At 57.1% G+C, this 26,393-nt stretch carries 23 protein-coding genes; 8 read left to right on the top strand and 15 right to left on the bottom strand.

All coding sequences use genetic code 11. The features are described from left to right. Positions 1-2 precede the first annotated feature (2 nt). From MF6394_RS05145 to mnmG, 8 genes are all read right to left on the bottom strand, one after another. Positions 3-473, bottom strand: coding sequence for a F0F1 ATP synthase subunit B (locus MF6394_RS05145; RefSeq protein WP_003195835.1), 471 nt, complete (start codon positions 471-473; stop codon positions 3-5). 56 nt (positions 474-529) lie between these two features. Beyond that, the gene (gene atpE / locus MF6394_RS05140; protein WP_002555987.1) at positions 530-787 is read right to left on the bottom strand and encodes a F0F1 ATP synthase subunit C; all 258 of its coding nucleotides are present in this window, start codon (positions 785-787) and stop codon (positions 530-532) included. A gap of 133 nt (positions 788-920) precedes the next feature. Further along, positions 921-1,790 (bottom strand): F0F1 ATP synthase subunit A, encoded by an 870-nt coding sequence (gene atpB, locus MF6394_RS05135; RefSeq protein ID WP_003195886.1) that lies wholly within the window; start codon positions 1,788-1,790, stop codon positions 921-923. Positions 1,791-1,806: 16 nt separating this feature from the next. Further along, positions 1,807-2,214 (bottom strand): F0F1 ATP synthase subunit I, encoded by a 408-nt coding sequence (locus MF6394_RS05130; protein ID WP_010565865.1) that lies wholly within the window; start codon positions 2,212-2,214, stop codon positions 1,807-1,809. A 148-nt stretch (positions 2,215-2,362) separates the two neighbouring features. Continuing rightward, positions 2,363-3,235 (bottom strand): ParB/RepB/Spo0J family partition protein, encoded by an 873-nt coding sequence (locus MF6394_RS05125; RefSeq protein ID WP_003195890.1) that lies wholly within the window; start codon positions 3,233-3,235, stop codon positions 2,363-2,365. Between the two features lie 9 nt (positions 3,236-3,244). Beyond that, complete coding sequence (locus tag MF6394_RS05120; protein WP_003195891.1) at positions 3,245-4,042, bottom strand: ParA family protein; 798 nt, start codon at positions 4,040-4,042, stop codon at positions 3,245-3,247. A gap of 18 nt (positions 4,043-4,060) precedes the next feature. Next, a complete protein-coding gene (rsmG, locus tag MF6394_RS05115; protein ID WP_044270133.1) occupies positions 4,061-4,705 on the bottom strand; it encodes a 16S rRNA (guanine(527)-N(7))-methyltransferase RsmG in 645 nt (214 codons plus the stop codon). Continuing rightward, positions 4,702-6,594 (bottom strand): tRNA uridine-5-carboxymethylaminomethyl(34) synthesis enzyme MnmG, encoded by a 1,893-nt coding sequence (gene mnmG / locus MF6394_RS05110; RefSeq protein WP_025854394.1) that lies wholly within the window; start codon positions 6,592-6,594, stop codon positions 4,702-4,704. The genes rsmG and mnmG overlap by 4 nt, the downstream gene beginning before the upstream one ends. 541 nt (positions 6,595-7,135) lie before the next feature. On the opposite strand from mnmG, the gene MF6394_RS05105 reads away from it, so the two are divergent. The 3 genes from MF6394_RS05105 to MF6394_RS05095 all read left to right on the top strand — a co-directional run bounded on the left by MF6394_RS05105 (position 7,136) and on the right by MF6394_RS05095 (position 11,110). Then, a complete protein-coding gene (locus tag MF6394_RS05105) occupies positions 7,136-7,642 on the top strand; it encodes a sigma-70 family RNA polymerase sigma factor (RefSeq protein WP_044270135.1) in 507 nt (168 codons plus the stop codon). Continuing rightward, positions 7,642-8,583 (top strand): FecR domain-containing protein, encoded by a 942-nt coding sequence (locus MF6394_RS05100; protein WP_069556945.1) that lies wholly within the window; start codon positions 7,642-7,644, stop codon positions 8,581-8,583. The genes MF6394_RS05105 and MF6394_RS05100 overlap by 1 nt, the downstream gene beginning before the upstream one ends. A gap of 136 nt (positions 8,584-8,719) precedes the next feature. Continuing rightward, positions 8,720-11,110, top strand: a complete 2,391-nt coding sequence (locus tag MF6394_RS05095) for a TonB-dependent siderophore receptor (protein WP_171905455.1) — start codon at positions 8,720-8,722, stop codon at positions 11,108-11,110. Positions 11,111-11,128: 18 nt separating this feature from the next. Here the strand turns inward: MF6394_RS05095 and mnmE are convergent, their stop codons facing one another. From mnmE to rpmH, 5 genes are all read right to left on the bottom strand, one after another. Further along, the gene (gene mnmE, locus MF6394_RS05090; RefSeq protein ID WP_047712780.1) at positions 11,129-12,499 is read right to left on the bottom strand and encodes a tRNA uridine-5-carboxymethylaminomethyl(34) synthesis GTPase MnmE; all 1,371 of its coding nucleotides are present in this window, start codon (positions 12,497-12,499) and stop codon (positions 11,129-11,131) included. Between the two features lie 79 nt (positions 12,500-12,578). After that, on the bottom strand, positions 12,579-14,261 hold the full coding sequence (gene yidC, locus MF6394_RS05085) for a membrane protein insertase YidC (protein ID WP_003195904.1): 1,683 nt from the start codon (positions 14,259-14,261) through the stop codon (positions 12,579-12,581). 2 nt (positions 14,262-14,263) lie between these two features. After that, the gene (yidD, locus tag MF6394_RS05080) at positions 14,264-14,509 is read right to left on the bottom strand and encodes a membrane protein insertion efficiency factor YidD (RefSeq protein ID WP_019816912.1); all 246 of its coding nucleotides are present in this window, start codon (positions 14,507-14,509) and stop codon (positions 14,264-14,266) included. Beyond that, positions 14,502-14,909: a ribonuclease P protein component gene (rnpA, locus tag MF6394_RS05075; RefSeq protein ID WP_020302575.1), complete on the bottom strand. Its 408-nt coding sequence runs from the start codon at positions 14,907-14,909 to the stop codon at positions 14,502-14,504. Before rnpA ends, yidD begins: the two co-directional genes overlap by 8 nt. A gap of 13 nt (positions 14,910-14,922) precedes the next feature. Next, positions 14,923-15,057, bottom strand: a complete 135-nt coding sequence (rpmH, locus tag MF6394_RS05070) for a 50S ribosomal protein L34 (protein WP_003213577.1) — start codon at positions 15,055-15,057, stop codon at positions 14,923-14,925. A 585-nt stretch (positions 15,058-15,642) separates the two neighbouring features. Between rpmH and dnaA the strand changes: the two genes are divergently transcribed. The 4 genes from dnaA to gyrB are packed head-to-tail and all read left to right on the top strand — an operon-like array spanning position 15,643 to position 21,848. Beyond that, the gene (gene dnaA / locus MF6394_RS05065) at positions 15,643-17,160 is read left to right on the top strand and encodes a chromosomal replication initiator protein DnaA (protein ID WP_044270145.1); all 1,518 of its coding nucleotides are present in this window, start codon (positions 15,643-15,645) and stop codon (positions 17,158-17,160) included. Positions 17,161-17,198: 38 nt separating this feature from the next. Continuing rightward, entirely contained in the window at positions 17,199-18,302 is a 1,104-nt protein-coding gene (gene dnaN, locus MF6394_RS05060) for a DNA polymerase III subunit beta (RefSeq protein ID WP_003187250.1), read from the top strand. A 20-nt stretch (positions 18,303-18,322) separates the two neighbouring features. Beyond that, a complete protein-coding gene (gene recF / locus MF6394_RS05055) occupies positions 18,323-19,426 on the top strand; it encodes a DNA replication/repair protein RecF (RefSeq protein WP_003187251.1) in 1,104 nt (367 codons plus the stop codon). A gap of 4 nt (positions 19,427-19,430) precedes the next feature. Then, entirely contained in the window at positions 19,431-21,848 is a 2,418-nt protein-coding gene (gene gyrB / locus MF6394_RS05050) for a DNA topoisomerase (ATP-hydrolyzing) subunit B (protein ID WP_003187253.1), read from the top strand. A gap of 104 nt (positions 21,849-21,952) precedes the next feature. Here gyrB and MF6394_RS05045 read toward each other — a convergent pair whose 3' ends face one another. After that, entirely contained in the window at positions 21,953-22,675 is a 723-nt protein-coding gene (locus tag MF6394_RS05045; RefSeq protein WP_003187255.1) for a response regulator transcription factor, read from the bottom strand. A gap of 411 nt (positions 22,676-23,086) precedes the next feature. Between MF6394_RS05045 and MF6394_RS05040 the strand changes: the two genes are divergently transcribed. Then, positions 23,087-25,366, top strand: coding sequence for a CHASE2 domain-containing protein (locus MF6394_RS05040; RefSeq protein ID WP_078466271.1), 2,280 nt, complete (start codon positions 23,087-23,089; stop codon positions 25,364-25,366). Positions 25,367-25,547: 181 nt separating this feature from the next. On the opposite strand, the gene MF6394_RS05035 is transcribed toward MF6394_RS05040, so the two are convergent. Further along, entirely contained in the window at positions 25,548-26,318 is a 771-nt protein-coding gene (locus MF6394_RS05035; RefSeq protein ID WP_078466270.1) for a lysophospholipid acyltransferase family protein, read from the bottom strand. Positions 26,319-26,393 lie beyond the last annotated feature (75 nt).

Below are 26,393 nucleotides of genomic sequence, written 5' to 3'. Positions count from 1 at the left end.
GCTTAAATTTCAGCAGCCAGTTTGTTAACCAGCTCCGCGTGCGCGTTTTGATCGATTGTGGCACCGAGGATCTTCTCAGCACCGCCAACGGCCAGAGCACCCAGTTGGGCACGCAGCGCGTCTTTGACACCGTTCAGTTCCTGTTCGATCTCGGCATGAGCCGAAGCCTTCACACGGTCAGCTTCGACGCGGGCTTTTTCAACAGCCTCTTCGACGATCTGGTTACCGCGTTTCTTGGCTTGCTCAATGATCTCGGCTGCCTGTGCTTTAGCTTCGCGCAGTTGCTGACCCACTTTCTCGTGGGCCAACTCCAGGTCGCGAGCTGCACGGCTGGCAGCGTCCAAACCATCCGCGATCTTCTTCTGACGTTCGTGCAAAGCCGCGATGACCGGAGGCCACACGAACTTCATGCAAAACACTACAAAAATGAAGAACGCAACGGATTGGCCAATCAGGGTTGCATTAATGTTCACGCCAACACCTCGCTCATTCGTTGTCCATCACCCCAATCACTCGAAAAGTCGAGTGATTAGCCAGCGAGTTGACCAACGAAGGGGTTCGCGAAGGTGAAGAACAGTGCGATACCAACGCCGATCATGGTCACGGCGTCGAGCAGGCCGGCGACGATGAACATTTTAACTTGCAGCATTGGGACCATTTCTGGCTGACGCGCTGCGCCTTCCAGGAATTTGCCGCCCAGCAGGCCGAAACCAATGGCAGTACCCAGGGCGCCCAGGCCGATCAACAGTGCAACAGCGATAGCGGTTAGACCAACTACAGTTTCCATCTTTCCTCCCGACTTTTACGTCGTATGGTTTAGGTTTTTTAGATTTTAAAGCGGTAAAACAAATCGTTTCATAGCCCTGTTGGGCCACCTTCCCGTTTGACCGGGAAGGACATCAGACTAGTCGAGACTGGTCTTAATGGTTCTCTTCGTGCGCCATCGACAGGTAGACGATGGTCAGCATCATGAAGATGAAGGCCTGCAGGGTAATGATCAGGATGTGGAACACAGCCCACGCCCACTGCAGTACTACGCCCAGGCCGCTAAGCCAGAGCAGGCCGCTGCCAAACATCACAGCGATCAGAATGAACACCAGCTCGCCGGCATACATGTTGCCGAACAGTCGCAGAGCCAGGGAAATCGGCTTGGCGATCAGGGTGACGAATTCCAGCAGGAAGTTCACCGGGATCAGCAGGGCTTGAACGAAGATGTTCTTGCTGCCGAACGGGTGCAGGGTCAGTTCGCCGATGAAGCCGCCGATGCCCTTGACCTTGATGCTGTAGAAAATGATCAGCGCGAATACCGACAGAGCCATGCCCAGTGTGGCGTTCGGGTCAGTGGTGGATACGGCGCGGAATGGAATGTGCGGGTCGCCGGAGATCGCCATGGCCAACTGAGGAATCCAGTCCACCGGGATCAGGTCGACGGCGTTCATCAGGAACACCCACACGAAGATGGTCAGTGCCAGCGGTGCAATCACCGGGCTACGGCCATGGAAGCTGTCTTTCACGCTGCCATCGACGAATTCGACCAATACTTCAACGAAGTTCTGCAAAGCACCTGGCTGACCGGAAGTCGCCTTCTTCGCCGCCATGCGGAAAATCAGGACGAAGATCAGACCCAATGCGACCGACCAACCCAGAGTATCCAGGTGGAAAGCCCAGAAACCCATTTCTTTGGCTTCTGCTGCGGTGTGGGCAAAGCCCCAGCCGCCATTAGGAAGCTGACCGAAGGTCAGGTTCTGCAAGTGGTGCTGGATATAGCCCGAAGCGGTTGTTTCTGCCATGGTTGCCTCAAACGCCCTAAGGTTTCGAAAGTCTTGTTTTCATTAGCAGGGGAGCGAACCAGCTGACCAGTTGGGTCAACACGAAGACGCCGAATACAGCCAGCGGCGCCAATGGCTTCACACCTGCAAAGGTCAGTGCAAACAGCACTGCCGTCAAAATCAGTTTCCCCGCCTCGCCAGCATAAAAAGACCGGACGATAGCCTGGGCTGCTCGGGCGCCGGAAAACCGAAAGGCCCTGTGAGCAAAATACATATTGGGCAGCAAGGCTATCAGGCCTCCGCAGAGTCCTGAATACCCGGCTACGACTCCATGCCAATACCAAAGCGCCAATGCGGCGATCAGCAAAATGACAAATTGAGCCAGTAGAACCGGAAAAACAGCCAAGCGATGGAACGGCAACGTGTTTGGCGTGCGGGTTTCCATCACTCTTGCTCCTCAATGGTCGGCTGCCGGAAATCAATAACTTGGCATAATTTGTGCCGACAAAATGCGCGCAGAGTATAGGGGCGGTTCAGCCCCTATTCAACTGTCGGGTAGTGATTTCCGATCACGCGCTACATAAGCAAATGTTTCAGCGGATGTGGGCAAGGACGCCTTGAAGCTCGTCAAGGGAGTTATATCCGATGACCAATTGCCCTTTGCCCTTCTTGCCGTGACGAATTTGCACCGCAGAGCCCAGGCGCTCGGCCAGGCGCTGCTCGAGTCGGGCGATATCCGGATCAGGTTTGGCGGTTTCGACCGGTGCAGGTTTGCCGCTGAGCCATTGGCGCACCAGCGCTTCAGTCTGACGTACGGTCAGGCCTCGTGCGACAACGTGTCGCGCCCCTTCAACCTGTTGATTTTCGGGCAAACCGAGCAACGCACGGGCATGGCCCATTTCCAGGTCGCCGTGGGACAACATGGTCTTGATCACTTCCGGCAGCGCGATCAAACGCAACAAGTTGGACACGGTGACGCGGGACTTGCCCACCGCCTCGGCCACTTGCTGCTGGGTGAGCTGGAATTCCTGCTGCAAACGCTGCAACGCAATCGCTTCTTCGATCGGGTTGAGGTCTTCACGCTGGATATTCTCGATCAACGCCATGGCGATCGCGGTTTCATCCGGTACATCGCGCACCATCGCCGGGATAGTTTCCTTGCCGGCCTGCTGGCTGGCACGCCAGCGGCGCTCACCGGCGATGATCTCAAAGCGGCCACCGCCAATGGGGCGAACCACGATGGGCTGCATCACGCCCTGGGCCTTGATCGAGTTGGACAGTTCTTCCAGGGCCTGGGGGTCCATGTCCCGACGTGGCTGGTATTTGCCGCGCTGGATCAAGTCCAGCGGCAAGTGCTGCAGCTCGCGCTCGTCGGCCTGCACCGCTTGTTCTTCAAGCGATGTGACGGTCGGACCACTCAACAGTGCATCCAGTCCACGTCCGAGACCTCGTTTCTTGACGGCCATGGGGGTTCCTTAAGTTGGCTGGGCTGCAGCGGTGCGTGAATTACGGCGTTGGCGGCGAACCATCTCGCCAGCCAATGCCAGGTAGGCAATGGCACCACGCGAGGATTTGTCGTACGCCAGCGCGGGCATGCCATAGCTTGGCGCTTCGGCCAGGCGGATGTTGCGTGGAATCACGGTGTCGTACAGCTGGTCACCGAAGTGTTCCTTGAGCTGCGCCGACACATCGTTCATCAGGCTCAGGCGCGGGTCGAACATCGTCCGCAACAAGCCTTCGATCTGCAGTTTCGGGTTGAGCAACTCGGCAATGCGCTTGATGTTATCCACAAGGTCGCTCAGGCCTTCCAACGCGTAGTACTCGCACTGCATGGGGATAATCACCCCATCGGCGGCTACCAGGGCGTTAAGCGTGAGCATCGACAGCGACGGTGGGCAGTCGATTAAAATGTAATCGTAGTTGTCGCGAATGGGCGCCAGGGCGCTGCGCAGACGGCTTTCTTTCATCTGCATTTCCAACAGCACCACTTCCGCCGCGGTCAGATCGCGGTTGGCCGGCAGCAGTTGGTAACCGCCGTGCTCGGAATAGTGCATGGCCTGGGCCAGGTCGCATTCGCCAATCAGCAAATCGTAGACCGAGTTTTCCAGGCCGTGTTTATCCACACCGCTACCCATGGTGGCGTTGCCCTGTGGATCGAGATCGATCAGCAGCACCCGACGCTTGGTCGCGACCAGGGATGCTGCGAGGTTGATACAGGTGGTGGTTTTACCCACGCCACCTTTCTGGTTCGCTATCGCGAATACCTTAGCCATTCTTGCTTGTGTTCCCAATCATGCCGTGCGGCGCAGTATCAGCAGATGGCGTTGGCCTTGGCAACCAGGTACGGCCAAGGCGTGTTCGCTATCGAGGTGGAAGTCTGCCGGCAATGCTAACAGCTCGTCGCTTGGATGAACGCCCTTCATTGCCAACCAGCGGGTATCACGGTCGCCCAGGTGGCGTGTCCAGTTGCTGAAGTTCTCCATGCTGCTGAACGCCCGGGACACGATCCCGTTGAAAGGCAGTTCAGGCGTGAATGCTTCGACACGACTGTGGATAACTTGCAGGTTATCCAGCTTGAGTTCGAGTTTGACCTGGGTCAGGAAGCGGGTTTTCTTGCCGTTGCTGTCCAGGCAGGTCACGTGGGACTCGGGAAACAGGATCGCCAACGGGATGCCAGGCATGCCGCCGCCGCTGCCCACATCGAGCCAACGGCCATTTTCGATAAACGGCATCACGCTGAGGCTGTCGAGCAAATGCCGCGACACCATCTCGTCCGGATCACGTACCGCGGTCAGGTTGTAAGCCTTGTTCCATTTGATCAACAGGGCCAGATAGCCCAGCAGTAACTCATGCTGGGCTTCGGTCAGGGCCACGCCCAACTGGCGCGCTCCTGTGGATAACTCTTCGGCGTGTTGCAAGGTGACCAACGAACTCAAGCGCTTTGCTCCAACTGACGGCCCGCGCCGCGTTTTTTCAAATGAATCATCAACAGTGAGATCGCTGCCGGCGTGACGCCAGGGATACGTGAAGCCTGGCCGAGGGTTTCCGGCCGAGTTATCCCCAGCTTGCTTTGGATTTCTTTCGACAAACCGGAAATCCCGGTGTAGTCGATATCCACAGGCAGCTTGGTGTCTTCACTGGCGCGCAGCCGGGCGATCTCGTCCTGCTGGCGATCAATGTAGCCTGCGTATTTGGTCTTGATTTCAACCTGTTCGGCAACCTGGGGGTCTTCTGCGCCCTGGCCAGTCACTTCGACCAGACCAGCGTAGTCGATTTCCGGACGGGAAAGCAGGTTGAGCAAGTTGTACTCATGGGTCAACGGCGTGCCGAATTTTTCTGCAATGGCGTCGCCCTGCTCCGTGCCCGGGCGAACCCAGGTACTTTTCAGACGCTGTTCTTCGAGCGCAATGCTTTCGCGTTTTTTGCAGAAGGCCGCCCAGCGGGCGTCATCGACCAGGCCCAGCTCGCGACCTTTTTCGGTCAAGCGCAGGTCGGCGTTGTCTTCGCGCAGGATCAGACGGTATTCCGCCCGAGATGTGAACATCCGGTACGGTTCCTGGGTACCCAGGGTAATCAGGTCGTCGACCAATACGCCGATGTAGGCCTCATCGCGACGCGGGCACCAGCTGTCTTTGCCCTGTGCACGCAATGCTGCGTTGGTCCCGGCCAGCAAACCTTGGGCCCCGGCTTCTTCATAACCGGTGGTGCCGTTGATTTGGCCGGCGAAGAACAGCCCGCCAATCACTTTGGTTTCCAGGCTGTATTTCAGGTCGCGCGGGTCGAAGTAGTCGTACTCGATGGCGTAGCCCGGACGCACAATGTGCGCGTTTTCCATACCGCGAATCGATTGCACGATCTGGATTTGCACGTCGAACGGCAACGAAGTCGAAATTCCGTTCGGATACAGCTCGTGGGTGGTCAACCCTTCCGGCTCGATAAAGACCTGGTGGCTTTCCTTGTCGGCAAAGCGGTGGATCTTGTCTTCGATCGACGGGCAATAACGCGGGCCAATGCCTTCGATCACCCCGGAATACATCGGCGAACGATCAAGGTTCGCGGCAATGATTTCGTGGGTACGCGCATTGGTGTGGGTGATCCAGCAACTGACCTGTTTCGGATGCTGTTCCTTGGAACCCATGAACGACATGACCGGAATCGGCGTATCGCCGGCTTGTTCGGTCATCACCGAAAAATCCACGGAACGCCCGTCAATACGTGGCGGAGTCCCGGTTTTCAGGCGACCGACACGCAACGGCAATTCCCGCAGGCGTTTTGCCAGAGCAATCGACGGCGGATCGCCAGCGCGACCACCGGAATAATTCTGCATACCGATGTGGATAAGCCCACCGAGGAAAGTGCCGGTGGTCAGTACGACGGATTCTGCGAAGAAACGCAGGCCCATTTGAGTGACGACACCACGTACCTGGTCCTGTTCGACGATCAGGTCATCGGCTGCCTGCTGAAATATCCACAGGTTCGGCTGGTTTTCCAGGGTTTCACGTACCGCTGCCTTGTACAGGATACGGTCGGCCTGGGCACGGGTTGCACGCACGGCCGGGCCTTTGCGGCTGTTGAGCACACGAAACTGAATGCCACCTTTGTCGGTGGCCATGGCCATCACGCCGCCAAGGGCATCGATTTCCTTGACCAGATGGCTTTTGCCAATCCCGCCAATCGCGGGGTTGCAACTCATGGCTCCGAGGGTTTCCACGTTGTGCGTCAGCAACAGGGTTTTTACGCCCATGCGTGCTGACGCCAGTGCTGCCTCGGTACCGGCATGACCGCCGCCGATGACGATCACTTCAAAACGGGAAGGGAAATCCACCACGCACCTCGTGCCTGCTTATGTAGGTAATCAGGAATTGTTTGTTGAAAGGGTTTTAGAGCTTTGCGGGCAAGTATAGGGACTTAGCCCTTCCTAAAGAACCCTTTGCACAAAATTTAACCAGCTGTGGATGAATCACAGACAATAGAAATTAAAAGAGAGAAATTTATTAAATCTTTGTTTTTATGTTTATTTATACTGAGCGACCTTTCTGTGGATAGATCTCTACAGCCCTTTATTTTCAATGTGTACAGCGATTCAAAACACTGTGATCATCTGCCAATGAGGCCCTTGGATAAGTACTTTAAGCCTGTGGATTAAACGGGTTGTTATCCACAGACGGGTTTTTACTCAGGTTTCAGGCCTTGTTATCAACTGGGCTCAGGAGCGGTTATTCACAGGGCTTAATCCACAGAAACGCCACATTTCGTCCACGACAAAGCTAGGAATTAATCCTGGGTAGGACAAAAAGAGATCTATTGTGGGAAAACACTGGGCTAGTTAATAATAGCGATTATCATTAACCTACCTTGTCGCGCCTATGCCTCCCTCTTCCCATACCGCAGCGGTCCAGCACATCTATGAGCAACATCATTCGTGGCTTCGCGGGTGGCTCAAGGGGAAATTGCATAACGCCAGCGATGCAGCCGATGTGGCCCACGATACGTTCGTGCGCATGCTCGGTGGACGTCACGCAGCGCAGATTCTTGAACCACGGGACTATCTGGCGACCATCGCCAGAGGCCTGGTGATCGACCGCTATCGCCGGCATGCCGTCGAACAGGCCTACAGGCAGGTCTTGGCAGAGCGTCCTGAAGCCACTGCTATCAGTGAGGAAGACAAGGCAATCATCATCGAAACCCTGGTGGCTGTGGATAAAGCGCTGTCTGGGCTGGGTGAGCGGGCACGGCGAATTTTCATGCTGGCACAGATTGAAGGGCTGACTTATCAACAGATCGCCGATCAACTGCAGGTATCACTGACCACGGTGAAGAAACACATGATCCGTGCCCTTACCGAGTGCTCCCTGATCATGGCCAGCCGGTAATGATCAACCCCGACCGCAAGACGTTCGAGGCCGCTGCCAGTTGGTATGTGCAATTCCAGTCGCAACCACCGACACCCGCACAACATCAAGCCTGGCAGCAGTGGCTTAATCGTGACCCGTCCCACCAGGCGGCCTGGAACCAGATGGAGCAGTTGCAACGCAGCCTCGGTGCCCTGCCCCCTGAACTCACGCGCCGCGCGTTATCCACCACGCAACAGCGGCGCCAAGTACTCAAGTGGATGCTGGTGCTCGGCGGCAGTGGCTATCTGGGCTGGAACGTTCAGCAACATACGTCGCTGGGTAACGTATGGGCTGATTACCGGACGTCGGTGGGCCAGAGGCGACGCATCGAACTGGCGGACGGCACGCAGATCAATCTCAATACTCATACCGCTATCGATGTGGCGTTTGACGGGCGCCAACGTTTGATCCGTTTGCGCGAGGGTGAAGTACTTATCCACACCGGGAAACGGGGTGGGCACTTACCGTTTTATGTAGAGACTCGCCAAGGCCGGGTCCAGGCGCTGGGCACTCGTTTTACTGTGCGCCAACTGCCGGACGCCACGCGGGTTGGCGTCTTGGAAGAGCGGGTTGAAGTGTCCCCAGGCGACCAACCCGAACGTCACCGAATCCTGGGTGCGGGTGAGAGCGCAGAGTTTGATCGGCACGATGTGCGCCCTACCGGGTATGGCGGTGTACAAGCAGCCTGGGTCGATGGGCAACTGAACGTGCTCGATGCTCGGCTGGGAGACGTTATCGATGAGTTGGCGCGCTATCGGCCGGGTGTGTTGCACTGTGACCAAGCATCTGCGGGCCTACGTGTTTCCGGTACCTTCCGCCTGGACTCAAGCGATGCCGTCCTCGCTAACCTGCAAGCGAGCCTGCCGATTCAAGTTAAATACTTTACGCGCTATTGGGTGTCGGTCACCCGAATCGGCTGACCGAAAAAATAATCCACAGAGGGGTTATCTTTTTTTGACCTGGCGCGGCCCTACAGGTAATCACGACGCTACCTTCAGGGCTTACTCACCTATGCGCCTTCCCGCCCCGCTCCGCAAACGACTTTCCTGCCATGGCATGACCTACGGTCTGCAGCTCATTACCGCGACGACCGGTGTGTTGTTATCCACAGCCGTCATGGCCGCCAGCGCAACGCAACACTTTGCAATTGCCGCTGGCCCGCTGGACAAGGCCTTAAGCCTGTTTGCCGCCAGGGCCAATGTGATTCTGTCCTTCTCCCCCCAGCAAACCGCGCGTTTGAATACGCCAGGGCTGCAAGGTGACTATTCAGTGGACCAGGGCTTTGCGCTGCTGCTGCAGAACTCGGACCTGCAGGCGGTCGCACAGGCTCCCGGCAGCTATGTATTACAGCCGGCACCTGCTGGCCAAATGACCTTGGCCCCTACCACCGTGAGCGCTTATCAACAGGGCGGCTTCAATCAAGAGATCGGCGGGGATGTAGGCTACAAGGCGCAGAACAGCCGCATCGGCACCAAGACCAGCACACCGCTGTCCGAGACTCCGCGTTCGGTGTCCGTTGTCACTGGCCAGCGTATCAAGGATCAAAAATCCCAGACCCTGACAGAAGTGTTGGGCTACGTACCGGGGATCTTCGCCCCACCGTTCGCGGCCGGCGACGGCTTGGCAGGCGATCTGTTTTTCATTCGCGGTTTCAATGCCACGGATTACGGCTACGGCCTGCTGCGAGATGGCCTGCGAGTTCAGGGCAATCGATACGACACCACCAGCGAACCCTACGGCCTGGAGCGGGTCGAGATTTTCCGCGGCCCTTCTTCCTTGCTCTATGGTGAAAACGCACCCGGCGGCCTGGTTAATCTGGTGAGTAAACACCCGACTGCAACCCCACAAGGCGAGGTACAGGTGAGTTATGGTTCGAACAATCGACGCCAGTTGGGTGTGGATATCTCGGGCCCGCTCAACGACAGTGACAATATCCTGGGCCGAGTGGTGATGCTGGGGCGTAAATCCGACACGCAGACCGATCACGTCCCGGACGATCGTCTGTATATCGCGCCGTCCCTGACCCTGAACTTCGACGACTACAACACCTTGACGTTGCTGGCCAACTACCAGAAAGACCATACCAACCTGGAACTCGGCCTACCCGCCGCCGGAACGCTGCTTACCAATCCCAACGGCAAGCTGTCCAAACACACCCTGCTGGGCAACCCGGACTGGAACACCTTTGAACGCGAAGCGTGGAGTACCGGCTATGAGTTCAGCCACAGCTTCAATGATGATTGGCAGTTCCGTCAGAACTCGCGCTATATGCAGTCGCGTATCAACCGGCATGAAACCTGGCCAGGCACACTTAATAACGGCGGCTTCGGCACTCGGCTGAACATGAACGCCTACGACCGCTACAACAAGTCGATGGTCTATTCCCTGGATAACCAGCTCGAAGGCAAGTTCCAGGTGGGCGGCGTCGAAAACACGGTGCTGTTGGGCGCCAGCTATGACCGAACCTCGTTCAATCAAGACTGGGATGCGGGTTTCGCCGGCACCATCGATGTGTATAACCCGGTGTACTTGCGCGACCCGCTCACTCCACTGGCGGTGCAAAACACCTTGCTTGAACAGCAGATGAAAGGGGTTTATGCACAGGTCCAGAGCAAATACGACCATTGGCTCTTTCTGCTCGGCGGCCGCCAGGACTGGGTCGACAGCGACTACCGCGACAAGGTCCAGCCATCGAGCAATATCAACTCACAGGATCGTAAATTCACTTACCAGGGCGGGGTGATGTACCAGTTCGACAACGGCTTGACGCCGTATGTCAGCTATTCCACTGCATTTGTCCCCGTGCAGCAGATCTCCAACGCCGGCTCACCGTTGAAACCGATTACCAGCAGCCAATACGAGGTGGGCGTTAAGTACGAACCGATCGGCTGGGATACGGCGATGACCTTGTCGGTGTATGACCTGCGCAAGCAGGACGATACCTACCTCGATGCCACCACCAACAGCTATCGCCAAGTCGGTGAAAGTCGCGCCAAGGGCGTGGAAGTCGAGGTCAACAGCGACATCAGCGCCAACTTCAACGTGACGGCAGCCTATACCTACACCGACGCCCGCATAACCAAGGATTCGGCCACCTCGCTAGTGGAAGGCCGTCAGATGACGGGCGTGCCGCGTAACCAGGCTTCGGTGTGGGGTAAATATCGCTTCCTGGATGGCCAACTCAAGGGTTTTTCCCTGGGCGGCGGTGTGCGTTATTTCGACAGTACCTTTTCCTACACGGCGCCGACGCTCTACGGCAAGCTGGATGCAGGAAGCGTCACCTTGGTGGATGCGGCACTGGGTTATCAGATCAACCCACACTGGTCGGTGGACCTGAACGCCAAGAACCTGTTCGACAAGGAATATGTATCTGGTTGCAACGATGCGGGGCGTTGTTATTGGGGCGACAGCCGTACCTTGCTCGGTACGGTGTCCTATAACTGGTAGTCGTTGTGGATAACTCGACTATTTGCCGATGCAGAAGCTGGAGAAAATCCGCCCGAGCAGATCATCCGAACTGAAAGCCCCGGTGATTTCACCCAACAGCTGCTGCGCCTGGCGCAGATCTTCAGCCAGCAGCTCCCCAGCCCCCGCCAAGGTCAGCTGGGAGCGCCCGTGCTCCAAGGCCGCGCTGGCATGACGCAGCGCTTCCAGGTGCCTGCGGCGCGCACTGAAGCTGCTTTCCGAGGTCTGTTCGTAGCCCATGCAGGCTTTAAGGTGCTCGCGCAGCAACTCCAGACCGTCACCGGCCGATTTCGCGCTCAAGCTGATAGTGACGTGGCCATCTTCACTGGTTTCCAGGGCGATGGCTTCCCCCGTAAGGTCGGCCTTGTTACGAATCAAGGTGACTTTGGCTGGGTCTGGCCGTTGTTCAAGGAATTCGGGCCATAAGGCAAAAGGATCCACAGCTTCCGGCGCAGTGGCATCCACCACCAGCAACACACGATCGGCTTCGCTGATCGCCTTGAGCGCACGTTCCACGCCGATCTTTTCCACCTGGTCGTCGGTATCGCGTAAACCAGCGGTGTCCACCACGTGCAGCGGCATACCGTCGATGTGGATATGTTCACGCAAGATATCCCGGGTAGTACCGGCGATCTCGGTGACGATGGCCGCCTCGCGCCCTGCCAGCGCATTGAGCAGGCTGGATTTGCCGGCATTGGGCCGGCCGGCAATCACCACCGTCATACCATCGCGCAGCAAGGCGCCCTGCCCGGCTTCGCGCAGCACTGTGGATAACTCGTCGCGGACTCTATCCAACATCGCCAATACGTGGCCATCCGCCAGGAAGTCGATTTCTTCCTCTGGAAAATCAATCGCGGCTTCGACGTAGATGCGCAGACTGATCAACTGCTCGGTCAAGTTATGCACACGCAGGGAAAAAGCCCCCTGCAATGAACGCAATGCGTTACGTGCAGCCTGTGCAGAACTGGCTTCGATCAAATCTGCGATGGCTTCGGCCTGGGCCAGGTCGAGCTTATCGTTCAAGAACGCGCGTTCGCTGAATTCCCCTGGTCTGGCCAGGCGGCAACCCAATTGCAAGCAGCGCTGCAGCAACATGTCCAACACCACAGGACCACCGTGCCCTTGTAACTCAAGGACATCTTCACCGGTGAACGAGTTTGGCCCTGGAAAATAGATGGCCAGACCCTCGTCCAATACGCTTTGGTCGGCATCCAGGAACTGGCCGTAATGGGCATAACGGGGTTTCAGCTCCCGGCCGCTGATAGCCTTGGCTGCCACGCCCGCCAATGGCCCGGAAATTCGAACGATACCGACGCCGCCTCGACCTTGAGCGGTAGCGACAGCAGCGATGGTTTCACGAGGAGCGCTCATCAGCAGGTTCCAGAACAAAAGTGACGGAAAGCAAAACGCCCCACTAGGGGGCGTCTTGAGTGGTTATCCACAGAGTAAATTACGCCTCGGCTTTTTGGGTAGCCGCTTCGATTTTACGTGTGATGTACCACTGTTGAGAGATCGACAATACGTTGTTGACCACCCAGTACAGTACCAAGCCAGCAGGGAACCACAGGAAGAAGAAGGTGAAGATGATGGGCATCATTTTCATTACCTTGGCCTGCATCGGATCCGGCGGGGTTGGGTTCAGACGCTGCTGGATGAACATGGTCGCGCCCATGATGATCGGCAGGATAAAGAACGGGTCTTTGATCGACAGGTCAGTTATCCACAGCATGAACGGCGCCTGGCGCATTTCCACGCTTTCCAGGAGTACCCAGTACAGCGACAGGAACACCGGCATCTGTACCAGAATCGGCAAGCATCCACCCAGCGGGTTGATCTTCTCTTTCTTGTACAGCTCCATCATGGCCTGCGACATTTTCTGCCGGTCATCACCATGTTGTTCTTTCAGCGCGGCCAGTTTCGGGGCCACGGCGCGCATACGCGCCATCGACTTGTAGCTGGCTGCCGACAGAGGGAAGAAAAGCCCTTTGATCAGCATGGTCAGGAAGATGATCGACCAGCCCCAGTTACCGACGATGCTGTGGATATGTTGCAACAGCCAGAAGATCGGCTGGGCAATGAACCACAGGAAGCCGTAATCCACAGTCAGTTCCAGACCTGGGGACAACTCTTTCAGTACGGCCTGGCTTTTAGGGCCGGCGTACAGGGTAGCGCTGGTTTCAGCCTTGGCACCTGGAGCGACGGTCAACGCCGGGCCAGTGAAGCCAATGATGTAGTTGCCCTGGCTGTCCTTGCGGGTTTGAACCAGGTTCGCGTCACCCTTGTTCGGGATCCAGGCGGTCACGAAATAGTGCTGCAGCCATGCTACCCAGCCACCTTGGACGGTTTCTTTCAGCGTGCCCTTGTCGATATCTTTCATCGACACTTTTTTGTACGGCTCGTTACTTGTCCACAGGGCGGCGCCCAGGTAAGTCGCGGTGCCGGTGGCGGTGCTGGAAGACGGATCGGAGCTGGCGTCACGCTTGAGCTGGGCAAACAGGTTGCCGCTCCAGGCTTTGTCGCTGGTGTTGTCGATCAGGTAAGTGACCTTCAAATCGTACAAACCGCGGGTAAAGCTGAAACGCTTGATGTAGTTGACGCCGTCGAGGCTGAATTTCAGGTCGACGTTCAACTGGTTCTGGCCGTCTGCCAGTTGATAAGTCTTCTGTTCGGTCGAATAAACCGGACGACCGGTAGCACGTGCATCCGGACCATTGGTGCCGGTCAGGCCGCTTTGCGCCAGATAAGTACGTTCACCGCCGTTATCGAACAGTTGGAACGGCACATCCGGATGGTCTTGGCGACGTGGATAAAGCGGCAGCTTCAGCTGTGCGATATCACCACCCTGTGGGTCGATAGCCAGGTCGAGCACATCCGTTTTTACGTGGATGAGGTCTTTGTTGGTGACCACTGGCGTTTCTAACGGGGCACTTGTCTCGCCATTCGCGCTGGGAACATCGGCACTCGCGGACGCATTGTTACCCAGCGGGGTGTCCGGAATAGCCGGCGCAGCCTGATTGGTAGCAACATTCTGAGTCGGCAGGGCAGCCTGACCGTAGTCCTGGTTCCATTTAAGGACCATGACATAGGACACGATTGCCAGGGCGACGATCAGGATTGTGCGTTTAATATCCATGATTACTCGGCCATCGAAGAAGAACGGGAGGTAGGGATAGGTGGAACCGGGTCATAACCACCGGGATTCCACGGATGACAGCGACCTAAACGACGAAAGGTCAGCCAGCCACCGCGCAGAAGACCATGATTTTCTATGGCCTCTAACGCGTAGCAGGAACAACTGGGGTAGAAACGACAGTGGCTGGCCATCAGAGGACTAATGGCATAGCGATAAAACTGGATCGGAACGATTGCCAGTTTACGCATCAAGGCTGTCTACCCCTACAGTTTCGGTGCTGACTGCTGGTGCTGGCTTGTGGGTACGCGCCAAACGTTTCCAGAGCTTGCCGAAATGCTGAATCAATTCGGGGTTTTCTACATCACCCAAGCCTTTGCGCGCGACGATAACAATATCCCAACCAACCAGAGTGTCCTGGTGGAGGCGAAACGATTCGCGCATCAGACGCTTGAGGCGATTGCGCTCAACGGAGAGCTTTACGCTCTTCTTGCCGATCACCAACCCGAGACGGGGATGATCAAGATCGTTGTTACGCGCAAGGAGCAGGAGATTTTTCCCCGGAACCTTGCCGGTGGGGGAGTCAAAGACTGCCTTGAAATGCCGGGGGGTTAGCAGACGCTTTTCCCGACTGAAGTCCTGACTCACCACCAGTACCGGATTATCAAACTGCCAGACGCGCACGACCTTTGGCGCGGCGACGCGACAGGACAGCACGGCCGTTCTTGGTAGCCATGCGAGCACGGAAGCCGTGAGTACGGGCGCGTTTGATGGTGCTTGGTTGGAAAGTACGTTTCATGGCGTTGTTACCTGGTTCGTCCACAACGGGCCGGAATGGCCCCCGTTTTAAGAGACCGGCGATTCTAGAGAAAGCAAGCCTCTAGGTCAATTTCCAACCAGCTTTTCCTTTAATTAGATGTTCACGGGGTCCTGACGCCCTTCTCCCCGTTTGGCTTCCATCCGACATGCCATAGATATAAAAATAAAGAAGGAAGTTATTTAAAGCTTTTCTGTAAAGCTTATAAAAGCTAGAGGCGTGATCATCTGTGGATAACTGCCTTTAGCCCTTGTTCTATGTGTTGTACAGAGAATGACAACACGGGGGAGAAGCAGTGCTCTGCCTGTGCTGCGCTATCGGATAAGCTGTGTGTGGAACCGGTAGTTATCCACAGGCTGGTTACCCACAGACTTTCGACCCCACTTGTACAACGAGCTTAGGTGGGTTTATCCACAGAGCTTATGCACAGACCGCTGGTCGCATTTTTTGCGGTTAAGGCATTGATTTTGGGTGGCCTGTGAGCAACCTACGTGTGGATAAGTGGACGGCTGGCCGCTACAATGGCGGCTGTTTTTGCCTCACCGGCTTTCAACTTAGGGGATATCCGTGTCAGTGGAACTTTGGCAGCAGTGCGTGGAGCTTTTGCGCGATGAGCTGCCTGCCCAGCAATTCAACACCTGGATCCGTCCGCTACAGGTCGAAGCCGAAGGCGACGAGTTGCGTGTCTATGCGCCCAATCGTTTTGTCCTCGACTGGGTCAACGAGAAGTACCTGGGCCGCGTTCTCGAATTGCTCGACGAACATGGCAACGGTCTGGCGCCTGCTCTTTCCTTATTAATAGGCAGCAAGCGCAGCTCAGCTCCCCGCGCCGCGCCGAATGCGCCATTGGCGGCCGCCGCATCGCAAGCCCAAGCTGCAGTGACGCCTGTCGCCGCAGCACCTGCACCGACAGCTGCGCCGTCCAAACCGTCGTCGCGCAAAAATGCGCCGGAGAATGAGGAGCCGTCCCGCGACAGCTTCGACCCGATGGCAGGTGCCAGTTCCCAGCAGGCGCCTGTGCGCTCCGAGCAACGCACTGTGCAGGTAGAAGGCGCGCTCAAGCACACCAGTTACTTGAACCGCACGTTTACCTTCGAAAACTTTGTCGAAGGTAAATCCAACCAGCTGGCCCGAGCGGCCGCCTGGCAGGTCGCCGATAACCCCAAGCATGGTTACAACCCGCTCTTCCTTTATGGCGGCGTGGGCTTGGGTAAGACGCACTTGATGCACGCCGTCGGTAACCACCTATTAAAGAAGAACCCGAATGCCAAGGTGGTTTACCTGCATTCGGAGCGCTTCGTGGCCGACATGGTCAAGGCCTTGCAGCTCAACGCCATCAACGAGTTCAAGCGTTTCTATCGCTCCGTTGATGCATTGTTGATCGATGACATTCAGTTCTTCGCCCGCAAGGAACGTTCCCAGGAAGAGTTCTTCCACACCTTCAACGCCCTGCTCGAAGGTGGCCAGCAGGTCATCTTGACCAGTGACCGTTACCCGAAGGAAATTGAAGGCCTGGAAGAACGTCTGAAGTCGCGTTTCGGCTGGGGCCTGACCGTTGCAGTCGAGCCACCGGAGCTGGAAACCCGCGTTGCGATCCTGATGAAGAAGGCCGACCAGGCTAAAGTCGATCTGCCGCACGATGCTGCGTTCTTCATCGCCCAACGCATCCGTTCCAACGTGCGTGAGCTGGAAGGCGCGCTCAAGCGGGTCATCGCTCACTCGCACTTCATGGGTCGCGATATCACCATCGAGCTGATTCGCGAGTCCTTGAAAGATTTGTTGGCCTTGCAGGACAAGCTGGTGAGTGTGGATAACATCCAGCGCACCGTGGCCGAATACTACAAGATCAAGATTTCCGACCTGCTGTCCAAGCGCCGTTCGCGCTCGGTCGCACGTCCACGTCAGGTTGCCATGGCCCTCTCCAAGGAGTTGACCAACCACAGCCTGCCGGAAATCGGTGATGTGTTTGGCGGGCGCGACCACACCACGGTCTTGCACGCATGCCGCAAGATCAATGAACTTAAGGAATCCGACGCGGATATTCGCGAGGACTACAAGAACCTGCTGCGTACACTGACTACGTGATGACACCAGCGCAGCTTATTAAGGCAAGGGACTAGACCATGCATTTCACCATTCAACGCGAAGCCCTGTTGAAACCCCTGCAACTGGTCGCAGGCGTCGTCGAGCGCCGACAGACCTTGCCGGTGCTTTCCAACGTATTACTGGTGGTCGAGGGGCAACAGTTGTCCTTGACCGGTACCGACCTGGAAGTCGAACTGGTGGGTCGCGTCCAGCTCGAAGAGCCCGCCGAACCTGGCGAGATCACCGTGCCGGCGCGCAAGCTGATGGATATCTGCAAAAGCCTGCCTAACGATGCGCTGATCGACATCAAGGTGGATGAGCAAAAGCTGGTGGTCAAGGCTGGCCGCAGCCGTTTCACCCTGTCGACCTTGCCGGCCAATGACTTCCCAACCGTGGAAGAAGGCCCGGGCTCGCTGACGTGCAGCCTGGAGCAAAGCAAGCTGCGTCGCCTGATCGAGCGCACCAGTTTCGCCATGGCCCAGCAGGACGTGCGTTACTACCTCAACGGTATGCTGCTGGAAGTCTCGGAAGGTATCATCCGCGCCGTGGCCACCGACGGTCACCGTCTGGCGATGTGCTCGATGCGTGCCGATATCGGTCAGCCGGATCGTCACCAGGTGATCGTTCCACGCAAAGGTATCCTTGAACTGGCGCGCTTGCTCACGGAGCCGGACGGTAACGTCAGCATCGTATTGGGCCAGCACCACATTCGCGCCACCACCGGCGAGTTCACCTTCACCTCCAAGTTGGTAGACGGTAAGTTCCCGGACTACGAGCGTGTGTTGCCTAAAGGTGGCGACAAGTTGGTGGTCGGTGATCGTCAGGCTCTGCGTGAAGCCTTCAGCCGTACGGCGATTCTGTCCAACGAAAAGTACCGTGGTATTCGCCTGCAGCTGGCCAACGGCCAACTGAAAATCCAGGCCAACAACCCGGAACAGGAAGAGGCGGAAGAAGAAGTGGGTGTCGACTACAACGGCGCTTCGCTTGAAATCGGCTTTAACGTGAGCTACCTGTTGGACGTGCTGGGGGTGATGACCACCGAACAGGTTCGTCTGATCCTGTCGGACTCCAACAGCAGCGCCCTGGTACAAGAATCCGACAACGACGACTCGGCTTACGTTGTCATGCCGATGCGCCTGTAATCATGCTCAGCAGAAGCTAGATGTCCCTTAGTCGCGTCTCGGTCACCGCGGTGCGCAATCTGCACCCGGTGACCTTCTCCCCTTCCCCCCGCATCAACATCCTCCATGGCGCCAACGGCAGTGGCAAAACCAGCGTGCTGGAAGCCATCCACCTGCTGGGGCTTGCGCGTTCTTTCCGCAGTGCGCGCCTGTTACCCGTGATCCAGTACGAACAATTGGCCTGCACCGTATTTGGCCAAGTGGAACTGGCTGAGGGCGGTCATAGCAGCCTGGGGATATCGCGTGATCGCGGTGGGGAATTTCAGATCAGAATCGACGGGCAAAATGCGCGCAGTGCAGCGCAACTGGCAGAGATCCTGCCGCTGCAGTTGATCAACCCCGACAGCTTTCGATTGCTGGAAGGTGCTCCGAAAATCCGTCGGCAATTCCTCGACTGGGGCGTGTTCCACGTGGAACCACGGTTCATGGCCACTTGGCAGCGCCTGCAGAAGGCCCTGCGGCAGCGGAACTCATGGCTGCGGCATGGTACACTTGACGCCGCTTCGCAAGCAGCCTGGGACCGTGAACTGTGCCTGGCCAGCGACGAAATAGATGAATACCGCCGTGCCTATATCAAAGCCTTGAAACCAGTCTTTGAGCAGACCTTGAGCGAGTTGTTGGATCTCGAGGGGCTGACGCTGAGTTATTACCGGGGTTGGGACAAAGAACGTGAGCTGAGTGCAGTGCTCGCAACGTCTTTGCAACGGGATCAGCAAATCGGCCACACCCAGGCCGGACCCCAACGCGCTGATTTGCGCCTTAGATTAGGTGCACACAATGCTGCGGACATCTTGTCCCGCGGCCAGCAAAAGTTGGTGGTCTGTGCGTTGCGTATCGCGCAGGGCCATTTGGTTAGCCAGGCTCGACGCGGTCAGTGTATTTATTTGGTGGATGACTTGCCGTCGGAGCTCGACGAGCAACACCGCCGCTCGCTATGCCGCTTGTTGGAAGACTTACGCTGCCAGGTGTTTATCACCTGTGTAGACCACGAATTATTGAGGGAAGGCTGGCAGACGGAAACGCCAGTCGCTTTGTTCCACGTGGAACAAGGCCGTATCACCCAGACCCACGACCATCGGGAGTGAAGGCATGAGCGAAGAAAACACGTACGACTCGACCAGCATTAAAGTGCTGAAAGGTTTGGATGCCGTACGCAAACGTCCCGGTATGTACATTGGCGACACCGATGATGGTAGCGGTCTGCACCACATGGTGTTCGAGGTGGTCGATAACTCCATCGACGAAGCTCTGGCCGGTCACTGCGACGACATCAGCATTATCATCCACCCGGATGAATCCATCACCGTTCGTGACAACGGTCGTGGCATCCCGGTAGACGTGCACAAAGAAGAAGGCGTTTCGGCGGCAGAGGTCATCATGACCGTGCTCCACGCTGGCGGTAAATTCGACGACAACTCCTATAAAGTATCCGGTGGTTTGCACGGTGTAGGTGTGTCGGTAGTAAACGCCCTGTCCGAAGAGCTGATCCTCACTGTCCGCCGTAGCGGCAAGATTTGGGAGCAGACCTACGTCCACGGCGTACCACAGGAACCGATGAAAATCGTCGGCGACAGTGAGACCACCGGTACCCAGATCCACTTCAAACCCTCGGAAGAAACCTTCAAGAACATCCACTTTAGCTGGGACATCCTGGCCAAGCGGATTCGTGAACTGTCTTTCCTTAACTCCGGTGTCGGCATCGTCCTCAAGGATGAGCGCAGCGGCAAGGAAGAGCTGTTCAAGTACGAAGGTGGCCTGCGTGCGTTCGTTGAATACCTGAACACCAACAAGACTGCGGTCAACCAGGTGTTCCACTTCAACATCCAGCGTGAAGACGGCATCGGCGTGGAAATCGCCCTGCAGTGGAACGACAGCTTCAACGAGAACCTGTTGTGCTTCACCAACAATATTCCACAACGCGATGGCGGTACCCACCTGGTAGGTTTCCGTTCCGCGCTGACGCGTAACCTGAACACCTACATCGAAGCGGAAGGCTTGGCGAAGAAGCATAAAGTCGCCACCACCGGTGACGATGCCCGTGAAGGCCTGACGGCGATCATCTCGGTCAAGGTACCGGATCCGAAGTTCAGCTCCCAGACCAAAGACAAGCTGGTGTCTTCCGAAGTGAAGACTGCGGTTGAACAGGAAATGGGTAAGTACTTCTCCGACTTCCTGTTGGAAAACCCGAACGAAGCCAAGCTGGTCGTCGGCAAGATGATCGATGCTGCCCGCGCCCGTGAAGCCGCGCGTAAGGCCCGTGAGATGACCCGCCGTAAAGGCGCGCTGGATATCGCCGGCCTGCCAGGCAAACTCGCTGACTGCCAAGAGAAGGACCCTGCCCTCTCCGAACTGTACCTGGTGGAAGGTGACTCTGCTGGCGGTTCCGCCAAGCAGGGTCGTAACCGTCGCACCCAGGCCATCCTGCCGTTGAAGGGCAAGATCCTTAACGTTGAGAAGGCCCGCTTCGACAAGATGATTTCCTCCCAGGAAGTCGGCACCTTGATCACGGCATTGGGCTGCGGTATTGGCCGCGACGAGTACAACATCGACAAGTTGCGCTACCACAACATCATCATCATGACCGATGCTGACGTCGACGGTTCGCACATCCGTACCCTGCTGCTGACCTTCTTCTTCCGTCAGTTGCCGGAGCTGATCGAGCGTGGCTATATCTACATCGCTCAGCCGCCGTTGTACAAAGTTAAAAAGGGCAAGCAAGAGCAATACATCAAAGACGACGACGCCATGGAAGAGTACATGACGCAGTCGGCCCTGGAAGATGCGAGCCTGCACTTGAATGACGAAGCGCCGGGCATCTCCGGTGAGTCGCTGGAGCGCCTGGTCAACGACTTCCGCATGGTTATGAAGACGCTCAAGCGTTTGTCGCGCCTGTACCCACAGGAGCTGACCGAGCACTTCATCTACCTGCCGGCCGTTAGCCTGGAGCAGTTGGGCGACCACGCCGCCATGCAGGATTGGCTGGCCCAATACGAAGTGCGCCTGCGTACTGTGGAGAAGTCTGGCCTGGTGTACAAAGCTAGCCTGCGTGAAGACCGCGAACGTAACGTATGGCTGCCAGAGGTCGAACTGATCTCCCATGGCCTGTCGAACTACGTCACCTTCAACCGCGACTTCTTCGGCAGCAACGACTACAAGACCGTAGTCACCCTCGGCGCGCAACTGAGCACCCTGCTGGACGACGGTGCTTACATCCAGCGTGGCGAACGCAAGAAGCAGGTCAAGGAGTTCAAAGAAGCCTTGGACTGGTTGATGGCGGAAAGCACCAAGCGTCATACCATCCAGCGCTATAAAGGTCTGGGCGAGATGAACCCGGATCAGCTGTGGGAAACTACCATGGACCCTGCTCAGCGCCGCATGCTGCGCGTGACCATCGAAGACGCCATTGGCGCAGACCAGATCTTCAACACCCTGATGGGTGATGCGGTCGAGCCTCGTCGTGACTTCATCGAGAGCAATGCTTTGGCGGTGTCTAACCTGGACTTCTGATCAGGTACATCTGCTAAAAACAAAAGGCCAACGCTTAGCGTTGGCCTTTTTTGTTGGTTCGCAGTCGCGCATTTTTAAATGCTCCACGTGGAACATCGACGTATTTAACTTTCCACAGCGGGTGTCACACTCTCCAATCGATACCCGTACCCGTAGATCGTCAACAGCTGCCAGCCGCGATCCGCCGTCAACCCTAGCTTGTTACGCAGGCGGTAGATGTGGGTGTCCAACGGCCGCGACGAGACCATTTCTTCGTGGCTCCAGAACCGCTCATACAGGTACTCGCGAGACAATGGCCGGGCCAGGTTGGCAAATAGACAACTTGCCAGGCGGTATTCCCGTTCTGTCAGGTTGATGGGTTTGCCTGCGCGTGTGACGGTCAGTTCGGCATCGTCGAATGTCAGGTCGTTAAAGCTCTGCACTTCCTGGCTAGCCGACTTCTGCAAACCGTGGCGCCGCAGGACGGCGCTGACTCGAGCTTTGAGCTCGTTGGGCCTAAACGGCTTGCTGACATAATCATCCGCCCCGCTATTCAACGCCGTCACGATGTCGCTCTCGGCATCGCGACTGGTGAGCATGATGACGGCAGGGGGCGATTCCATGTGCTCGCGAGTCCAGCGCAATAACGCTATCCCGGAGATGTCCGGCAGTTGCCAGTCGAGGATCAGCAGGTCAAAGGTTTCCCGACGTAGCTGGCGCAGCAGGTCTTCACCGCGCTCAAAGAAATGCAGAGACCAAGGCTGGTCAGCCGGGCCGGGAATCTGTCGCAGTGTCTGTTCCACCCGTCGCAACTCCGCGGGTTCGTCATCCAGTATTGCGACACGCATAGGCGGGGTCCTTCCTACAAAAATACGGGGGCTTGAATGGGGGGCACATGTTGTACAAATGCCGGCCTCTGAATCTGAATAATTATGGACGGATTCTACAGTGCTTGGATCTCTCGATACGCTGAAAGCGCCGTAAACTCAATTCACTACGATCTTCGAAGAAGATGCCGGCTCCTGTTGGTGTGGAAAAGGCTCTGTGCCGATCGCCTCGCCGGTGCCTCATGCCTGCTCCAATGTGCGGTATCGTTCATTGCGCGGTCGTGGGAAGTCCTCCAATGAGACCGAAATAAGCTTCACTGGTTTCAGAACACCGCATGCACTTCATCGCAACCCCATGGAGAGGGATCCTGGGCTTATGACACTTTTACTTAATGACCATCAATGCCTCGGCACGCTCGTGGCGGTAGCCCTGTGAACCTATGGCGCAAAGCCGAGAAACGCCAACCTACCCAGGCCCAGCTTTTGTTCCATGGGTTGGTTCGTGAATGGCTGCTGATCGGTCTGGTACTCCTACCCTTTACCGCCTACTTATCCTTGAGCGCTGGCCTGGCGCTTAACAATCCGCTCTATGACAGCCTGCGCCGCCTCACGCCCTTACCGGTAGACCCACGCATCGTTCTGGTGACCATCGATGCGCCGAGCCTGGAAGCACTCGGCCCGTGGCCTTGGCCGCGTAGCGTACATGCCGACCTGATTGAACGCCTGAACGCCGCCCAACCGGCGGGTATTTTGTTTGATGTGATCTTCAGTGAGAGCGGCAACAGTAATGACGACCAGCGCCTGGCCGATGCCGTATGCAAAGCCGGCAATGTATTGCTGCCCATCGCCGGGGATAGCAGCGTCAGCCCCAAGGCCCAGGTAACGCCGTTGTCGCCACTGCTCAAGTGCGCCAAGGGCGTTGGGCACATCAACGTCGAAGCGGATAAAGACGGTGTGGTGCGTAGCGTGTATCTACGTGAGGGCCCTGCGGGAAGCACACTCCCTCAGTTGGCGTGGCTGGCATTCGCCATGAGCGAGCATGCCGAGACGATGCCGGGCCTGCCGCAAGAGCCTACTGGAGGGCACTGGCACCAGGAACATGAGATTCGTGTGCCGTTCACTTCGGAACCAGACCATTTTCCCAGTGTGTCCTACGTCAGCGTATTACGCGGCGAGGTACCTCCCGAGTCGTTGCGGGGTCGCCTGATTCTGATCGGCGCCTCAGCCTATGGCATGGCCGATCGTTTCGTGACGCCGCTCTCTTCCACCGTGGGCACCACTGCGGGGGTTGAGATCCAGGCTGAAGTACTGAATGGTTTATTGCAGGGTCGCAGCATCGTCGATCTGCCCGGCTGGTTGGCGGCGTTGCTGGCAACGTCCCTGGTGGCCCTGTTGTTGGGCCTTCTGCTGGTGCGCCCCCGCTACGCCCTGTGGATGACCTTGGCAGGCATGGGCGCGGCGTTGCTGGGCTCATGGGCTCTATTGCGCCTGGGCCACTGGTGGAGCCCCGCAGCGTGTCTGATCGGTTTGTTGCTGAGTTACCTGATCTGGAATTGGCGACGCCTGAGCGTAATCCTCGCCTACTTTGGCTGGGAACTGGCACGCCTGGATAACGAACCCAAGGTGCTTCCGGAGCGTCGTCGCGCGCCCGCCAGCAAGGGCGATGTGTTGCAAGGGCGGATTTTTGCCCTTGAACAAGCCGTCAGCCGTACCCGCGATACGCGGCGCTTTATGGCGGACGGCTTGGAGTGCCTGCCGGTAGCGACCCTGATCACCGACCCCCAAGGCAGCATCCTGTTGGCCAACCGCGTGGCCCGTGAAGTATTCGGCAATGACCTGGTCGGTGAAAACCTCGTCGAACAGCTTGCTGATCTAGGTTATCCCCCGCTGCACAATGGTGTACGCCCTGCCCTGTCGGCGCTGGAACTGGTCGAGTTTCGCGATATCCACCAACGCAGTTTGCGCATGGAACTGGCTCCTTTGCTGCCTGCCGAAGGTGATTTTGCCCTCGGCTGGTTGTTGAGCCTCACGGACCTGAGCAAGGAGCGTGAAGCCCAGCAGCACCGCGAGACGATGCTGCGTTTCCTTTCCCACGACCTGCGTGCGCCGCACTCAGCGATCCTTGCCCTGCTGGACGTGCACAACGGAGAGTCCCCGGTGTTTTCCCAAATCGAACAGCAGGTACGGCGGGCCTTGAGCCTGACCGAATCCTTTGTGCAATTGGCCAAGGCTGAAGCGGACGGTTACCAGTTCCAACCCACCCTGTTTGCCATGCTGGTGATGGACGCCTTTGATCAAGTGGCGGTGATTGCGCAGTTGAAGGGCATCCATTTGGTTCACGACCTGGATGAGGCGGACGAGGCCATGGTCTACGCCGACCAATCGCTGCTCACCCGGGCGTTGTTCAATGTGCTGGAGAACGCGATCAAATACTCCCCATCCGGTACCACCGTCAGGTTGAGGCATAGCAGTGCGCAAGGTTGGTTGGAATGCAGGATAAGCGACCAGGGACCGGGGATTGCGCCTGAGGATCTGCCGGAGTTGTTTAACCAATACCGACGTTTCGATTCGGCTCAAGGCAGTGAGGGTCTTGGACTGGGGCTGACCATGGTTAAAGCAGTGTTGGAGCGGCACGGTGGTCGCATCGTGTGTGAAAGTGAGCTGGGCAAGGGCTCGACGTTTATCCTGCTGCTGCCGTTATTGGAGGACTGAAAAAGCGGCTTTTCTGCTGTGCATAAAAAACCGGTCACAAGGACCGGTTTTTTTATGAAGAAAAAACTTATGCACGTTTTTCCGAATTTTATGAGCTTCAGAAATATGTAAGTAAATCAGCTTGTTATGATGCAAAAAAGCCAATTCGCCAACAAAGCGTACACAGGTTATCCACAGATGCTCAAACTGCAGGCGTCTCCACCACCACCGGTTCCGGAGGCAGGGAGCCCATGGCCCGTTGCTGCGCCTCATTCCACGCCGCAGCGCGGTCGTTCAGGGCGGCGATGGCACGTGGTCCTTCGCCTTCTGCGTACATCGGTTCGCCGATCACCACGGTGATAGTGCCTGGGCGTTTGGCCCAGCCAGTCTTGGGCCAGAACTTGCCGGCGTTATGCGCAATTGGCAGCACAGGCAGGTTGGCGTTGACCGCCAAGGCGGTACCACCGCGTGAGAACTTGCCCACCGTGCCGTAGGGCACCCGCGTGCCCTCAGGGAAGATCAGCACCCAGACGCCGTCCTTGAGCAACTCATCGCCCTTCTTGGCGACATGCTTGAGCGCAGCCTTGGGGTTGTCACGGTCGATGGCGATCGGTCGCAACATGGCCATGGCCCAGCCGAAGAACGGCACATACAGCAACTCGCGCTTGAGCACCTGGCTCAACGGCGAGAAGTACGCCGAGAGGAAGAACGTCTCCCAGGTGCTCTGGTGGTTGGAGAGAATCACGCACGGTTGATCAGGGACGTTTTCAGCGCCTTTGATCTCGAAACGAATGTTCAGGAACACCTTGCTCAGCCACAACGCGCAGCGGCACCAGTAGACGTTGATAAAGCGATAGCGCGCCTTGAAGGGCAGGAACGGTGCAATAAAAAAGCTCAGGGTGCACCAGAGAAACGAACTGGCGCCCAGCAGCAGGTAAAAGAAAAAGGTTCTGATGGCCTGCAAGATCGACATGGCGGCATTTACCGTTGCGGGACACGGCCCGCCTGTTAAAAGCGCACTCCCGAACAGTCCTTGGTCAGGAAGTCG

Source organism: Pseudomonas sp. MF6394 (assembly GCF_002018845.1).
GTDB lineage: Bacteria > Pseudomonadota > Gammaproteobacteria > Pseudomonadales > Pseudomonadaceae > Aquipseudomonas > Aquipseudomonas lactis.
The sequence above is the reverse complement of the archived record's forward strand: the minus strand, read 5'-3'. Positions and strand labels throughout refer to the sequence as shown.

Bases quoted from the DNA above. Each gene is read 5' to 3' on its own strand.
- yidD (WP_019816912.1), bottom strand. From the start codon at position 14,509: ATGCGTAAACTGGCAATCGTTCCGATCCAGTTTTATCGCTATGCCATT.
- MF6394_RS05095 (WP_171905455.1), top strand. From the start codon at position 8,720: ATGACCTACGGTCTGCAGCTCATTACCGCGACGACCGGTGTGTTGTTA.
- MF6394_RS05130 (WP_010565865.1), bottom strand. From the start codon at position 2,214: ATGGAAACCCGCACGCCAAACACGTTGCCGTTCCATCGCTTGGCTGTT.
- MF6394_RS05120 (WP_003195891.1), bottom strand. From the start codon at position 4,042: ATGGCTAAGGTATTCGCGATAGCGAACCAGAAAGGTGGCGTGGGTAAA.
- atpE (WP_002555987.1), bottom strand. From the start codon at position 787: ATGGAAACTGTAGTTGGTCTAACCGCTATCGCTGTTGCACTGTTGATC.
- MF6394_RS05035 (WP_078466270.1), bottom strand. From the start codon at position 26,318: ATGTCGATCTTGCAGGCCATCAGAACCTTTTTCTTTTACCTGCTGCTG.
- dnaN (WP_003187250.1), top strand. From the start codon at position 17,199: ATGCATTTCACCATTCAACGCGAAGCCCTGTTGAAACCCCTGCAACTG.
- gyrB (WP_003187253.1), top strand. From the start codon at position 19,431: ATGAGCGAAGAAAACACGTACGACTCGACCAGCATTAAAGTGCTGAAA.
- MF6394_RS05105 (WP_044270135.1), top strand. From the start codon at position 7,136: ATGCCTCCCTCTTCCCATACCGCAGCGGTCCAGCACATCTATGAGCAA.
- yidC (WP_003195904.1), bottom strand. From the start codon at position 14,261: ATGGATATTAAACGCACAATCCTGATCGTCGCCCTGGCAATCGTGTCC.
- atpB (WP_003195886.1), bottom strand. From the start codon at position 1,790: ATGGCAGAAACAACCGCTTCGGGCTATATCCAGCACCACTTGCAGAAC.
- mnmE (WP_047712780.1), bottom strand. From the start codon at position 12,499: ATGAGCGCTCCTCGTGAAACCATCGCTGCTGTCGCTACCGCTCAAGGT.
- recF (WP_003187251.1), top strand. From the start codon at position 18,323: ATGTCCCTTAGTCGCGTCTCGGTCACCGCGGTGCGCAATCTGCACCCG.
- rpmH (WP_003213577.1), bottom strand. From the start codon at position 15,057: ATGAAACGTACTTTCCAACCAAGCACCATCAAACGCGCCCGTACTCAC.
- MF6394_RS05045 (WP_003187255.1), bottom strand. From the start codon at position 22,675: ATGCGTGTCGCAATACTGGATGACGAACCCGCGGAGTTGCGACGGGTG.
- MF6394_RS05125 (WP_003195890.1), bottom strand. From the start codon at position 3,235: ATGGCCGTCAAGAAACGAGGTCTCGGACGTGGACTGGATGCACTGTTG.
- MF6394_RS05100 (WP_069556945.1), top strand. From the start codon at position 7,642: ATGATCAACCCCGACCGCAAGACGTTCGAGGCCGCTGCCAGTTGGTAT.